The sequence below is a fragment of the Paraglaciecola algarum genome (genome assembly GCF_021532655.1).
GTDB classification, from domain to species: Bacteria; Pseudomonadota; Gammaproteobacteria; order Enterobacterales; family Alteromonadaceae; genus Paraglaciecola; species Paraglaciecola algarum.
In genome coordinates, this window is the sequence record NZ_JAKGAS010000002.1 from 425336 (window position 1) to 438568 (window position 13233).

Annotated in this window: 11 protein-coding genes; 5 read left to right on the plus strand and 6 right to left on the minus strand. The window is 37.2% G+C overall.

Annotated elements, in window-relative coordinates; genetic code table 11:
* Window positions 1-12 precede the first annotated feature (12 nt).
* Window positions 13-1578, plus strand: a complete 1566-nt coding sequence (locus L0668_RS05375; RefSeq protein ID WP_235311048.1) for a bifunctional GNAT family N-acetyltransferase/carbon-nitrogen hydrolase family protein — start codon at window positions 13-15, stop codon at window positions 1576-1578.
* Between the two features lie 261 nt (window positions 1579-1839).
* Here the strand turns inward: L0668_RS05375 and L0668_RS05380 are convergent, their stop codons facing one another.
* The 6 genes from L0668_RS05380 to L0668_RS05405 form a co-directional block, all read right to left on the minus strand.
* Complete coding sequence (locus L0668_RS05380; protein WP_268820215.1) at window positions 1840-1998, minus strand: helix-turn-helix transcriptional regulator; 159 nt, start codon at window positions 1996-1998, stop codon at window positions 1840-1842.
* 1339 nt (window positions 1999-3337) lie between these two features.
* Complete coding sequence (locus L0668_RS20855) at window positions 3338-4618, minus strand: GGDEF domain-containing protein (protein ID WP_235311050.1); 1281 nt, start codon at window positions 4616-4618, stop codon at window positions 3338-3340.
* Window positions 4619-4664: 46 nt separating this feature from the next.
* Window positions 4665-5468, minus strand: a complete 804-nt coding sequence (locus tag L0668_RS05390; protein WP_235311051.1) for a 3-keto-disaccharide hydrolase — start codon at window positions 5466-5468, stop codon at window positions 4665-4667.
* Window positions 5469-5523: 55 nt separating this feature from the next.
* Entirely contained in the window at window positions 5524-7227 is a 1704-nt protein-coding gene (locus tag L0668_RS05395; protein ID WP_235311052.1) for a GMC oxidoreductase, read from the minus strand.
* A gap of 54 nt (window positions 7228-7281) precedes the next feature.
* Window positions 7282-7920 (minus strand): gluconate 2-dehydrogenase subunit 3 family protein, encoded by a 639-nt coding sequence (locus L0668_RS05400; protein ID WP_235311053.1) that lies wholly within the window; start codon window positions 7918-7920, stop codon window positions 7282-7284.
* Window positions 7921-8438: 518 nt separating this feature from the next.
* Window positions 8439-9281: a substrate-binding periplasmic protein gene (locus tag L0668_RS05405; RefSeq protein ID WP_235311054.1), complete on the minus strand. Its 843-nt coding sequence runs from the start codon at window positions 9279-9281 to the stop codon at window positions 8439-8441.
* 123 nt (window positions 9282-9404) lie between these two features.
* On the opposite strand from L0668_RS05405, the gene L0668_RS05410 reads away from it, so the two are divergent.
* From L0668_RS05410 to L0668_RS05425, 4 genes are all read left to right on the plus strand, one after another.
* Window positions 9405-9806 carry a heavy metal-responsive transcriptional regulator gene (locus L0668_RS05410; protein ID WP_235311055.1) on the plus strand — a complete coding sequence of 134 codons (402 nt, stop codon included), beginning with the start codon at window positions 9405-9407 and terminating at the stop codon, window positions 9804-9806.
* A 1-nt stretch (window position 9807) separates the two neighbouring features.
* The gene (locus tag L0668_RS05415; protein ID WP_235311056.1) at window positions 9808-10845 is read left to right on the plus strand and encodes an SO_0444 family Cu/Zn efflux transporter; all 1038 of its coding nucleotides are present in this window, start codon (window positions 9808-9810) and stop codon (window positions 10843-10845) included.
* A 94-nt stretch (window positions 10846-10939) separates the two neighbouring features.
* The gene (locus L0668_RS05420) at window positions 10940-11674 is read left to right on the plus strand and encodes a transporter substrate-binding domain-containing protein (protein ID WP_235311057.1); all 735 of its coding nucleotides are present in this window, start codon (window positions 10940-10942) and stop codon (window positions 11672-11674) included.
* Window positions 11675-11903: 229 nt separating this feature from the next.
* Window positions 11904-13196 carry an outer membrane protein transport protein gene (locus L0668_RS05425; protein WP_235311058.1) on the plus strand — a complete coding sequence of 431 codons (1293 nt, stop codon included), beginning with the start codon at window positions 11904-11906 and terminating at the stop codon, window positions 13194-13196.
* Window positions 13197-13233: the final 37 nt, after the last annotated feature.

The window sequence follows — 13233 nt, forward strand, 5'->3', positions numbered from 1 at the left end:
AGAGTGATTGTAATGCAAGATAGAGAAACCCATCCAGTTACCACAATTGATGACCCAGAACATATTTTTGAGCTTAGATATTTAACCCTACAAGATTACCCTGATGTGAAAGAGTTAATGGATCTTGTGTACGCTCAGGTAGGTGGTGCTTGGCCATTAAAAAATTATCAGGCCCAGTTGAGTACTTTTCCTGAAGGGCAATTATGTATTGAAGATAAGGGTAAAGTGATTGGTGCAGCCTTTTCTGTCATAGTGGACTATGACAAGTTTGGTGATAAACATACCTATGACGAAATTACCGGAGACGCATATTTAACCACTCATGATCCAAATGGTGATGTGTTATACGGTGTAGATGTGTTTGTGTCACCAGACTACAGAGGACTAAGAGTTGGGCGTAGGTTGTACGAAGCGCGTAAAGAGTTATGCAAAAACTTAAACTTAAAGTCAATTATGGCTGGTGGACGCATTCCCAACTATTCAAGACATGCCAGTGATATGACGCCTTATGAATATATTGAAGCGGTTAAATCAAAAGATTTGTTTGATCCTATTTTAACGTTTCAAATTTCTAATGGTTTTGAAGTTAAACAAATTATGCAAGCTTATCTACCTGAAGATGAAGCTTCTATGGGTTATGCAACTCTATTGCAATGGCATAATATGTACTACAACGCAGACTCGCCTAAATTATTTGGTGGTCATAGAAATACCGCTAGAATTGGCTGTGTGCAATGGCAAATGCGTTACTTTAATGACGTGCAAGAACTGCTGCAACAGGCTGAATATTTTATCGATGCCCTGTCTGACTATCAATGTGATGTGGCTTTGTTCCCAGAGTTTTTTAACGCGCCACTTATGGGAGTTAAACCTGCGGAAACTTCTATTGACGCTATCTGGAACTTAGCAACTTACAGCGAACAAATTTTAACTGAAATGTCTCGTTTGGCTGTGTCATACAATATCAACGTTATTGTTGGCTCTATGCCGGTTATTGAAGATGATGAGTTATATAACATTAGTTATTTGTGTCATCGTGATGGGCAAATTGATAGTCAATACAAATTGCATCCTACACCCCATGAGAAAAAAGATTGGATCATGCAAGGTGGAAACAAATTACAAGCCTTTAATACTGATTTTGGGAAAATAGGTATTCTCATTTGTTACGATGTTGAATTCCCCGAGTTAGGTAGGATTTTAGCTGAACAAGAGATCCAGGTTTTGTTTGTACCATTTTGGACAGATACAAAAAATGGATACTTAAGAGTGAGACGATGTGCTCAGGCTAGAGCAATCGAAAATGAATGTTATGTGGCTATTGCAGGTAGTGTGGGTAATCTACCTAAAGTTGATAACGTTGATATTCAATATGGCCAAACAGCTGTATTCTCTCCATCAGACTTCTCCTTTCCCCACGATGCAATTGTGTCAGAAACAACACCTAATACAGAAATGACACTCATTGTAGATTTGGATTTTGATAAATTAACTCAATTACAAAATGAGGGATCCGTTAGAAACTATTTAGATCGAAGACGGGATCTTTATCGTGTTGACTGGATTGGTGAAAAATAAGTATAAATTGAGTTGTTCGGTTAAATAATAATGTAATCATTTGGTGACCTTTTTAGGTCGCCAAATGTATTTAATTATAACTGACATTCAAAGTTGAAAGTATCAGTTTTAATTTTTATAGTAAGCATTTACATACTGTTAGCGCCATTATTAAAGCAGGTTTTGTTCTTTTTTGAATGGAGGTTTAAAATACTAGGTTAGAGCTGTTTGGATTGTCTAGCGTCCAAATCAAGCACAAAAATGTATAAAGTCATGATTGTTTTAACCTGCTTGGTATTCAAATACTTCTTCAATTGAGTGACCAAATATTGTAGATATTTTAAATGCAACCTCTAAAGTTGGTGAGTACTTGCTTTTTTCTATGGCAATAATTGTTTGTCTTGTCACACCAACTAGCTCAGCTAATTCTTGCTGAGTCATCTCGTCAGCAAAAAATCTAAGTTCTCTTATATTGTTTTTAATTATATTTTCTGTCACTAGTCTTCCAATATTTGACTATTCAATGTTTAATAAAATTGGTAGCCAATTACTATTTTAACATTCCTAGAAATGCTGAATGTGATTATTCAATTGACCAATGGTTACAAGTTTATTTATCTATCAGCTGCTGAGACTATGTATTTAAGGTATTTTGTAAGCGCCAGTTAATTAGAGTGTAAACTCCTAACCAGCAAGCAACAAAGTTGGACGCCTTACGCTAGATTCAAACTGAATTGGCCAACATTTAGTTAATCTTAGGCAGCTAAAAGTATCGGCATAGAGAAATAAACTTGGGTCAAGTATAAATAAGAGTTGTAATATATGATATACACAAAGTTAAATATATTTTACTCGGTGTTATCATTATCTAACTTTAAACTAGAAGGAACAGCTCATGATTATAGAATGTTAATGGGTTTTCGCAGAGCTAAGTTTGTAGCATTTAAGTGTCTCAGCTAACAATACATCAATCATTAAGGTGAGATATTAACCTTATTGCTAGTATTTAATTTGTCACTCATCGTAAAATCAAAACTACCTTTACTTAGCACCCAATGATTAAAGTTTCGAAGCAGCCTGTAAATTAGATTCAATTCATTTAACCTTTGCAGTTTGGCAAATACTCAAGTTTTCTAATTATTCTTAGTAACATAAACCTCATAAACTCTAAGTGTTGAAAGTTTAAAAATATTGCTTGGCAGCACATAAATTTTAGTTACTCAGATCCCTTAGCTGACTCTATTTGGCCTCCTAACTATCAAGTCACCCTTAATTGAATAGTTTGATAATTAAGTAACCTAATTAATTTATCTAAGTTAGCACCTACTATCTAAAATATAAAGAAATTATCTAAATTATATTTTATTTATGGTTTTTTAATAAATTTAATTTAAGTTTGTGTGTGTTTACTATCATCATTTAACTTGTTTTTAATGGCGTTTCTTCTATGTAAGAATTTTCACAAGGTATATGAAATTAATTATTTATTTAGAAAAGCCACGCTTAGGATAGTGATATTAGATTATTTAGATGTAATAAAAGCTGTGAGATAGAATGATTGGGTACATAAAATCTATACTAGGGTTTATGTGTTTTATGTATTTTAGGTAAATGAGTGAGACAATTGCCATGAAATATTAGTTAACTTGAATTCTGGATAAGAAGTGTCGTTTAAAATATATTTAGCCATATAATTCAATGGCTTGTTTATGCAGAAAATATCTGCCCTTTGGGCAGGCTCGGCTTATCCAGTATTCAGGTTGATTAGGTTTAGCACTGGTTACTTTTGATAAATCATAACTCTGTTTCTACCTGCTCCTTTTGCAGCATATAAAGCCTCATCAGCCATTTTAAAAGTTGAATTGAAGTTAGGTGGGTTATTGATTTTTGCCACGCCTAAGCTAGCTGTAATTAGGCTTTTTTTACCCTTAATTAAAGTGGCTGACTCGACTGCTTTTCTGATTTTTTCTGCGAATGTCAATAGGTGGCTATCATCTAAGCAATGGAACAAGATAACAAACTCTTCTCCGCCCCAACGAGCAAAAATGTCATAAGAACGCATGCAACTACTTATGATTAACGCTAGTTCTCTTAGTACGTCATCACCTACTGCATGACCATATTTGTCGTTTATACGTTTGAAGTAATCGATGTCTAAAACAATAATAGCGTATTGTTGTAACAGCCCCTGCTCCTTGAGTTTTTCTACAATTTGCTCCAATCCTTCCCTATTTAGAATTTCTGTTAGTTTGTCAGTTTCAGCTTTTTCTTTGTATAAGGCACTTTGCTCAGACATCTGGGATAAAATTTTACTGTAACTTCTAGACTTTTTTTGTAAATTTATATATTTCACAATTATTTCGCCTAATAGCAGTATGCTCCAAAAGATAATAATAGAAAAATATAAGATCTCTTTACTGAAATAGTCACCAATAGCAGTCAGAGAGCGGAGGTGAAATTCATGATTTCCTAATGGTGCTGGGTGGGGTATATCAATGCCTAACGCTATTGTAGCACTTACATCAGGTGAAACATGTTCAGGGGGGACTTGAAAATCATCAATCCACCAATCGGAAACCCTTAATTCATCAAAGTAAATTAAAACGGGTTCCTTAAACGAAGCAGCATATTTAGTAATGTTATTAAATTTACCACTTTGCAGCGGATCGAGATTTTTCGGGTCGTGATATGCATTGCGTATGAATACTCTTAAAAACTTTGCGGCACCAGTGTATTCTAAATCCAGTTTGACATGATTATATGGACTAAAATCAATTTGCCTAAAAGGCCGCTTCGACCACGCTAAACTAATGTTACAATAGGGATATGCATATTGATTTTTAAAGGTACAAGACCATTTTAACTGGTCTTTATCTAGCCATTCAAATTCTGAATTTCCGCCCACGACTTGGTCTGTTGTTTCCTGAGCAAAATTATCGACATGAGGTACTAAAACTAAGGTGCGCTTGGGTAAATCATCATAAAACAACACCAAAATAATAGTAAAAATAAAAGACAGAACTTTTATTTTTCCAAAATTGTTTAATGTTGTTTTTATCACTAATTTATCCCACTTTGGCCCTATATTTTGCGCTCATACTGACTTGCTAATCTAAAGATTTTATTTCAATAACCCTAAATTGTGTGGGGTGTGTTTCTGCTTGTATTGCAAAATGACCTTGAGTTATTTTTAATGGTTTTCCTGCAGCTAACCATTTTGCACCGTATTCATCTTGTGGATCTATTTGTAATTCAGAATACTCAAATACTAGTTCATCATTGATAAAATGTTTAATCCTACCGTCAGCATGTACTTCTGCCTCAAACCACACCCATTGATCACCATGGAACGTTTTTGAGTTTGACTTAATACAATGTTCAGTTTTTAACTCGCCATTTTGTACGATATTAGTACTAGGTGAGCAAAAGTTACCTGTGGTGCGTAGGTCTGTGCCATTTCCACCTAATAACTGAGCTTCGGCAGAAATTGGAAACGCTTGGTCTAGTTCCATATCCTGAGCTGGAGGCGTATGCAACATCACTCCATTATTTCTGTAAGCCCAAGCGAGTTTAGGATCATCCGTTACTTGTTCACCAAGAAAACGGTATTCAACACGTACTCTATAATTTGAATATGATTCGTTGGTAAATAAGTGGCCCATTTTGTAATCTTTGAATTCATCCCATTGATCATACGAAACGGTCAATAATCCATCTTCTACCCTGAAAGTATTATTGTAATTTTCACCGACAACAGAGCCATTAAATTTAGGGGTCCAACCGTCGAGGTTTTTGCCGTTAAATAGGCTAACCCAGTCACTTTGGTCGGAGGTTTTTTCAGTTGTTCCACACGCCGCTAGAGTTAACATAACTACTGACGGTAGTAATAACTTAGATATATTTTTATTCATTTTATTTATTGTCCTAAGTGTAAAAAAAACGGGGTTAATTAAAATATCGAATATTTTAAATCACCCCTTCTTTGAATAATTTCACCGCATGGCTGGCAGCTCTAGCTGATAATGCCATGTAGGTGATAGACGGATTTTGGCAGCCCCCTGAAGGCATACAAGCGCCATCAGTAATAAACAGATTAGGTACATCATGAGCTTGGCACCATTCATTTAAAACTGATGTTTTAGGATCTCGTCCCATTCTCGCTGTACCCATTTCATGTATCCGGTTACCAGGTGCAGTTAAGTTCACTTCTGCATCAGGCCCTTTGTTAATATTGACAGCCCCTGCCGCCTTTAACATTTCGTAGGCGTCTTTTTGAGCTTCGCGCATCATAATCTTTTCATTTTCGCCCATAACGCAATCTATATGAGCTATGGGGAGTCCCCATTGATCTGTCTTGGTTTTGTGCAAAGTCACTCTGTTATTGGGGTTAGGTAAAACCTCACCAAAGGCATAAATACCAACGCGCCAAGTACCTGGTTTACGATTAGCCGTTTTAAAGTCTTCTCCTATACCTGGGCGGTTGCCCGTCCAGCCAGATCGATTCCCCCCGCCTTGAAATCCAAACCCTCTTAAATAGGGCTTATCTTGTTCGGTAATATTGGCATAGCGTGGAATATAAATGCCTCCGGGTCTACGCCCGTAATAATACTCGTCGTCGAACCCTTCAAATTCACCACTGGCACCTGCACCGCTGACATGGTCCATTAGGTTACGGCCTACTTGGTCAGAACTATTGGCTAAACCATTGGGAAATGTTTCTGATTTTGACTGCAGCAATATCATGGATGTAGCTATTGTCGAAGCGTTTAAAAAAACTAAACGAGCTGTATAGGTTGTAACTTTGTTGGTGTTCGCATCGATTACTTTTACTCCTGATACTCGTTGACGTTCGGCATCATATTCAACTGACTGCACTATGGCATTATTCACAATCGTACAATTTCCGGTGCGCATAGCTGCTGGCAGTGTAGCGTGATTCGATGAAAAGTAAGCGCCAAAACTGCAGCCTCGATTACAATGGTTACGCACCTGACAAGGACCTCTGCCTAATGCCATTTGTTCTTCTGTAGGCTTAGTTAAGTGCGCTACCCGAGCTTGTATAACATTTCTAGTTGGAAAGTTTTTCTCGAGGTTAGTTTTGAATGCTTGTTCTGCGCAAGTTAGATCGAATGCAGGTTGGAATACACCATCCGGTAATTGCTCTAAGCCGTCTTTATTACCTGCTACACCAGCAAATTTTTCTACGTAATCGTACCAAGGCTCTAAATCAGAATATCTAATCGGCCAGTCTGTACCATGCCCATCTTTTTTGTTTGCTTCAAAATCCTGAGGACCTAATCGATAAGACTGACGACTCCACAACAACGAACGCCCCCCAGTATGATAACCCCTTAACCACTCGTAAGGTTTATCTTTAGGCGTATCATATGGATGTTCGCTATCTTTGACCCAAAAATGTTTAGTACTATTACGCATGGCATACCGAACCCCTTTGTATTGGATTGGGTAGTGTTCTTTAACTTCATCTTCAGGAATTTGGTCTAAGTTAGGCTTGTCCCATGGAGATACAAAATCTGCGTAATCTTTACTTGGTTCTATTTTTGGTCCTCTTTCAAGTACTAATACTTTTAAACCTTGTTCTGCTAATTCTTTGGCGCTCCAGCCTCCACTCATGCCTGAGCCAACTACGATTGCATCATATTCTGTCATACTAAAACTCTTTGTTTTTTGGGTATTTGATTAGGTTATTTGGTGACTTGGATTTTAAGCTGCCCATGTACGGCCAATTTTTTCAAACGGCACACAGGCTTCCCAGCGCCCGGGGACTAATTCATAACGTAACTCTTTTGTTGCCCCAACTTCTGATAAGTAATAAAACTGCGCAATCAATGATTTGATTGCTCGATAAGCCCATGTTTGATCCCAATTGCTTGAAAAAGCCTGTTGGTCATAATTTGATAATATTTCAATTTGTTTGTCGCTAGGTGCCGCTAGAAAATCTTCACTGAGTAAATCGTTTAAGCCAGTGCTGACTTGGGTGATCTCTTTCGTGTGTTTTTCTTTTGATGATTCAGATGCCCACTGGGCATACAAAGTATCCATCATCGCAGGGACCCCGACCGCCAAGGCACCAAGAGTATCGGTATTAGGAATAATTAAATCTGCTAGAACACTGATTAATTCAAATTGCTCTTGGCTGTAAAACTGCAAATCATCTTGCTTAGAAGGTGAGTCAGCGGCTGGACTAGAAATAGACTTTTCGAAGTTATCTACACAGCCCATAGTGCTAACTACGCCTACCGAGGCCATTATTCCAACCAATAATTCGCGTCTAGTTAATCCGACTTTTGTTTTATCAGTTAAAGACTGATTGTTCTTTTGTTGAATGTCTTGTTTTTGCATAAGAACCTTGAGAGTAAAGTTGTTAAATTTAGCTATATTTATAGAGAGTAATAAATGTTTATATACAAAATCTTAACATTAATCACCTGTCATACAAAAGAAAGAGAACAATTGTTTTTTGGCTTTATACCATTCCATATCAATATGTAGTCACTCAGCGAGAGTTTAAAAGAGCTTAAACAAGGCGCATGATTGAAGGAATAGTGGTGCTCTTTCAAAGTCATGCAACGCAGTGTAAGCTCTTTTAAAACTCGCCTGAAAGGACTGCCCCAGCGGTTTTTGCTTTTTACTCGTTATTTGAAAGGGAACAACCATTACTGCACAGCGACGCCTCAATCAAAATCCGCTGGATGCACTCTGAGTGATCACATATTAATATGGAATGGTATTATTAAATTTGTTTATCGTTGAGTTTGGAGGGATTCTGCTTGGAAAACCTAAATGGGCATCTAAAAATCAGATGCCCATTATGTTTCTGTCGTTAATCTTAAGGAGTCTGTTAACTTTAACTGCGAAATTTATTGACTATACTTGTTCATTAAATTTTCAAATAATGGACTGTTTTTAATGGTACTGAGTTGCTGATTAAAATCCTCGAGTTGATTATTTGAAAAGGTGTCTTTAGCAAACATTACGTAAACATCACCTGTTTCAATCGCTATTTTATGGGGCGTTATTCGATTAGACAGTGCTTTTCTGCGCAACATAGAGGCACCAACAAAACTATCTTCAATATATACGTCTATATCGTTATCTAATAACCGAGCAACATTAAGTTCTCCCATAATGGCATTTACAAATAATTTAGACGTCACAGAGCCTTCAAGTAACATGGCGATTTGTGGACCGTAATAATAGTCTTCTACTATGCCGATACGGCTATTGCTTGTGATAAATTTATCAATAGAATCAAATGCCTGTCGCTTTTTATCTGCATGACGTATATATAAGGAAAACTGTTCAGTTCGATAAGTCGAACTAAATAAGGCGTATTGTTCTCTAGCTTTGGTTTTAGATGCGCCTAACAGCATATCCACTTCACCAGTCTTGAGCGAATTCAATAATTCGACCCAAGTCCCTTGCTGGTAGGTAATCTTACAGCCAATTTTTTCGGTAACTAGACTAATGAGTTCAATGTCTAGTCCAGTCACTTTCCCTCCTACATCCACATATTGGTAGGGCTCCCACGCATCAAAACCTAGAGTTAGATTGCAATTAGTAGAGCTAGTATTAGCTTCTGGAAGTAAATTTGTCTCGGATTGTGTTATTGAATTTGATTTTTCTTCAGTCGTCGCTGCTGGTTGGCAGCCGGCTAAACTGAGGTTAATTAAAATGATTAACAGTAAACGGCATAGTTTCATGATGTAAGGCCTCTTTAAAGTTCCTACTAAGTGTAAGCGACAAATGAAATTTTGCTAAACTAGTTGACCTTAGATGTAGCTCTAAGGTTTATAATGAAACAAAGTCACTACAAATAAATCAAAATGAAAATCAGTGAATTAGAAAAGCGCACTGGAATTAATGCCCATACGTTAAGGTATTATGAAAAGTCAGGCTTATTAAAAGCGTCAATGCGAAGTGTGAATAACTATCGTATATATTCAGAAGATGACTTAATTACAGCCTTGTTTATTAAACGTTGCAAAGAATGTGGATTTTCACTAGCACAAACCGCTGCATTATTAGCGATTAAGCATGACAAGAGTCTGCATGTATGTGCTGAGGCTAAATCTATAACAGAGAGTAAATTACAAGAAATATCTCAACAGATTGAACAGCTTCAACAAATGGAAGGCACCTTAACTGAATTACAGGCATATTGTTGTGGCGGTCAAGAAAGCGCAGAATTTTGTACAATTATTTCTACTTTAGAAGCGGGTAAATAACATGCAACTAGGGCTTAATTTTATTCACTTATTTGTTGAATCTGCACCTTACTTATTATTGGGTATGTGGGTTGCCGGATTAATTAATCAGTTTGTACCAAAAACGTGGATAGATAAATCTTTAGGTCAAGATAGTTCTGTCGTCACAGCTGCTTTAATAGGTGCGCCACTCCCCTTATGTTCTTGTTCGGTTATTCCGGTGGCTATGGGAATTCGGCGTAGTGGTGCCAGTAAAGCTAGTACGGCTAGTTTTTTGGTGGCCACGCCAGAAACCGGGGTAGATTCGCTCGGTATTACCTATGCGTTAATGGGGCCGATTATGACTATCGCGCGGCCTATAGCTGCAATATTTTCTGCTATAACCACAGGTATGTTAATTAAAAATTTTGGTACTCAAGAGGCACAAAATATTCATCAACAAAAATCGGAACCGGCTAAGAAATCTTGCTGCGGCCACGCTAAGCCAAAGCCTGAGTCTTTTGGCCAAAAATTAAAAAGCTCATTTGTGTTTGGTTTTGGGCAATTGTTGCGTGACTTTATGCTGTGGTTTTTAATCGGTATAGGTTTTGCTGCTTTAGTCGCCACCTATGTGCCAACTAATTATATTACTGATTATGCCCAAGGAATAGGTGCCATGTTATTGGTCGTGTTGATTTCGATTCCTATGTACATTTGTGCTACTGCTTCAACGCCTATTGCCGTAGCCTTATTAATGTCGGGTATAACACCTGGAGCTGCATTAGTGTTTATGCTTACAGGCCCAGCCACTAATATCGCCACTTTAATGGTTATAAAGAAGGAGTTAGGCAAGCGAGAATTAGGCATTTATTTAGTTGGCATTATAGTCAGCGCATTATTCGCAGGCTTATTATTAGATTATCTTTTTGGGCAATTTAATTGGCAACTCGATTTGTCTCATGGGCAACACTCAGACATGATTGGGTTATTTTATCAAACGTGTGCATGGATTTTGGCGGGGTTGATCCTAATTCAATTTTTAAAAAATTATGGGTTTAAAAAGCATGCTAATAGTAATTAGAGTTATTATCGTATAACATTGATTTATATGATTTTTTGTTTTGAGTGTCATCTAAATGAACTGGGTAGTATATAGGTCTTTTTTGGGGTGGTGTTTGTTATTTTCATGCCTGACACTCGGAACGACTAATTGTGGTTATGCTCAACAGCCTCAAAAAAAAATTCCAATTCATATGACTGCGCTTAACTTTCCAGGTGCTACGCAATTTAACCATAAAGGTTTGTTCGATCTATTGGTTGCACATGTTGACCTAACTAACGGAATAGCCATGGACTATCAAGTGACTATTCCAGCGCGAGGAGCAAGGATTTTTTACAGTCGAGACACTGATTGTATTATTCCTGCTACTTTGCTTGATGTATATTATGAAGGGTACGATGTTTTATCGACCACTAGTTTTGCAACAGTCGATTATGTTGCTTTTACACAATCTTCTAACGTAAAAATAGTCAATAAAATGCAGTTACAAGGTAAATTAATTGGTATTGTTCGTGACGAAGGAAAATGGGATTTAAAAAAACGGTTACAAATTCCTAATGCAAAATATATAGAGTTAATAGATGTTAGATCTATGATTGGCATGTTAGCAAAAGGGCGTTTAGATGCAATCGTGCATGATGCCACAATAGTCATATCAGCTCTTAAACGGTTTAGATTAGAAAATATTGAATACGATATTAATTCACCAATATTAGTGGATGATTTAGGTATTGTTTGTCATAAGAGTCCACAAACTGAAGAGTATATTCGTCAATTTAATATTGAATTAGACTCATTGCTTCAAGGCCCTGGATTAGCTAAATTTCACTCTCAAATAGAGATAGAGTAATAGTTGTAATGGTATGAGATGAGTGTGAGTTTAAATATCTACCGCTATACCTTTTTCACTAAATTTACGGATAATTCGTAAAGTTTTAGTTACATTTTTTCGCAGTTTATTCGTAAAAACTTTAAATTTTTACTATCCCTTTAACATTAAAGTCTATATTATCTCCGTCCTTTTTAACTGGTCTGCTCTGTTTGTAGGCAGTTAATAGCAGTAGGTTTAGGAGATAAAGATGAAATTAAATAGAATTCTAATGGGTGCCAGCGCAAGCTTTTTGTCACTCAATACATTTGGTGCAGCATTCCAGCTAGCGGAACACAGTGCTTCAGGTTTAGGTAGGGCATTTGCTGGGGATGCAGCTATTGCAGAAAATGCATCGGTTGTAGCACGTAATCCAGCTCTTATGTCTCAATTTAAACAGAATCAATTATCTATTGTCGGAACCTATGTTAAGCCTGATGTGAGTCTTGAGGGTGAAAGTGCGCCAGCTTATTCTAATGCAGAGGCTTTAAATAACGATAGTATTGCACCTGGTGCATTTGTTCCTGCCAGTTATTTGGTGATGCCTATTAATAATAAGTGGGCTGTTGGTTTAGGTTTATTTTCTAATTTTGGATTAGCGACTGACTTTGCTGATGATTACGCAGCAGGCCAACTTGCCGGCTCAACAGAGATTTTAACGGTTAATCTCAATACTAGTATTTCTTATAAAATATCAGAGCAATTTTCAGTGGCTGCTGGTCTTAATTATGTATATGCAGAAGCAGAACTGGTTCGTCATGCAGGTCCTGGGTTACCCGCTTTTTTACAAGCTAATTATGGATCAACCTTAGGTGTGACCAATAGTACCGAAGTGGCAAAAATGGACGGTGATGATGCTGCTTTTGGTTGGAATATAGGTATGGCTTGGGACGTATCTAATTCTACTCGTTTAGGTCTGGCACACCGTAGCTCTGTTGAACTAGATTTTGAAGGTGAATATAGTAATCAGCTTCCGGCTGCCTTGGGTGGCTTAGAAGGTAATACGTTAGATGGCAGGTTGGCAATTGAATTACCAGCTATTACTGAATTTTCTGCTAGTCACCAGTTAGATGATAAGTGGGGCTTACACTATAGCGTAATGTGGACTCAATGGAGTAGTTTCGACAGGTTGGAGGCCTATGTTCCAGTGAGTGAAGAGCCTGTTTTTGAAAAAGATGAAAACTTCAGTGATAGCTTCCGCTATGCCATAAGTGCTGATTATCAATTGAATTCTGATGTGAAGTTACGCGCAGGTATTGCTTATGATAAAACTCCAAGTGACCCTAACCATCAGTCAATCTCTATCCCAGATACTAACCGGTTATGGTTAAGTGCTGGCGCTACTTATGTGCTCAATAATACCTCTTCAGTTGATCTCGGTTTAAGTATTCTACGGGGTGAAAATAGAAGTTTTACCGAAGCTGATAATCTAGGGGGGCAGTGGGGCTTTGCCAGTGAAGGTAACGCCGCTATTTTTGCTGCTCAATATAATTATGCATTCTAAATGTAAGAATTGTTAGTTCTGCTAGACAAGAATAAAA

What these genes read in the sequence shown, in the direction of transcription:
- L0668_RS05375 (WP_235311048.1), top strand. Translation starts at nt 13, where the DNA reads ATGCAAGATAGAGAAACCCATCCAGTTACCACAATTGATGACCCAGAA.
- L0668_RS05405 (WP_235311054.1), bottom strand. Translation starts at nt 9,281, where the DNA reads ATGAAACTATGCCGTTTACTGTTAATCATTTTAATTAACCTCAGTTTA.
- L0668_RS05425 (WP_235311058.1), top strand. Translation starts at nt 11,904, where the DNA reads ATGAAATTAAATAGAATTCTAATGGGTGCCAGCGCAAGCTTTTTGTCA.
- L0668_RS05395 (WP_235311052.1), bottom strand. Translation starts at nt 7,227, where the DNA reads ATGACAGAATATGATGCAATCGTAGTTGGCTCAGGCATGAGTGGAGGC.
- L0668_RS05415 (WP_235311056.1), top strand. Translation starts at nt 9,808, where the DNA reads ATGCAACTAGGGCTTAATTTTATTCACTTATTTGTTGAATCTGCACCT.
- L0668_RS05400 (WP_235311053.1), bottom strand. Translation starts at nt 7,920, where the DNA reads ATGCAAAAACAAGACATTCAACAAAAGAACAATCAGTCTTTAACTGAT.
- L0668_RS05390 (WP_235311051.1), bottom strand. Translation starts at nt 5,468, where the DNA reads ATGAATAAAAATATATCTAAGTTATTACTACCGTCAGTAGTTATGTTA.
- L0668_RS05410 (WP_235311055.1), top strand. Translation starts at nt 9,405, where the DNA reads ATGAAAATCAGTGAATTAGAAAAGCGCACTGGAATTAATGCCCATACG.
- L0668_RS05380 (WP_268820215.1), bottom strand. Translation starts at nt 1,998, where the DNA reads ATGACTCAGCAAGAATTAGCTGAGCTAGTTGGTGTGACAAGACAAACA.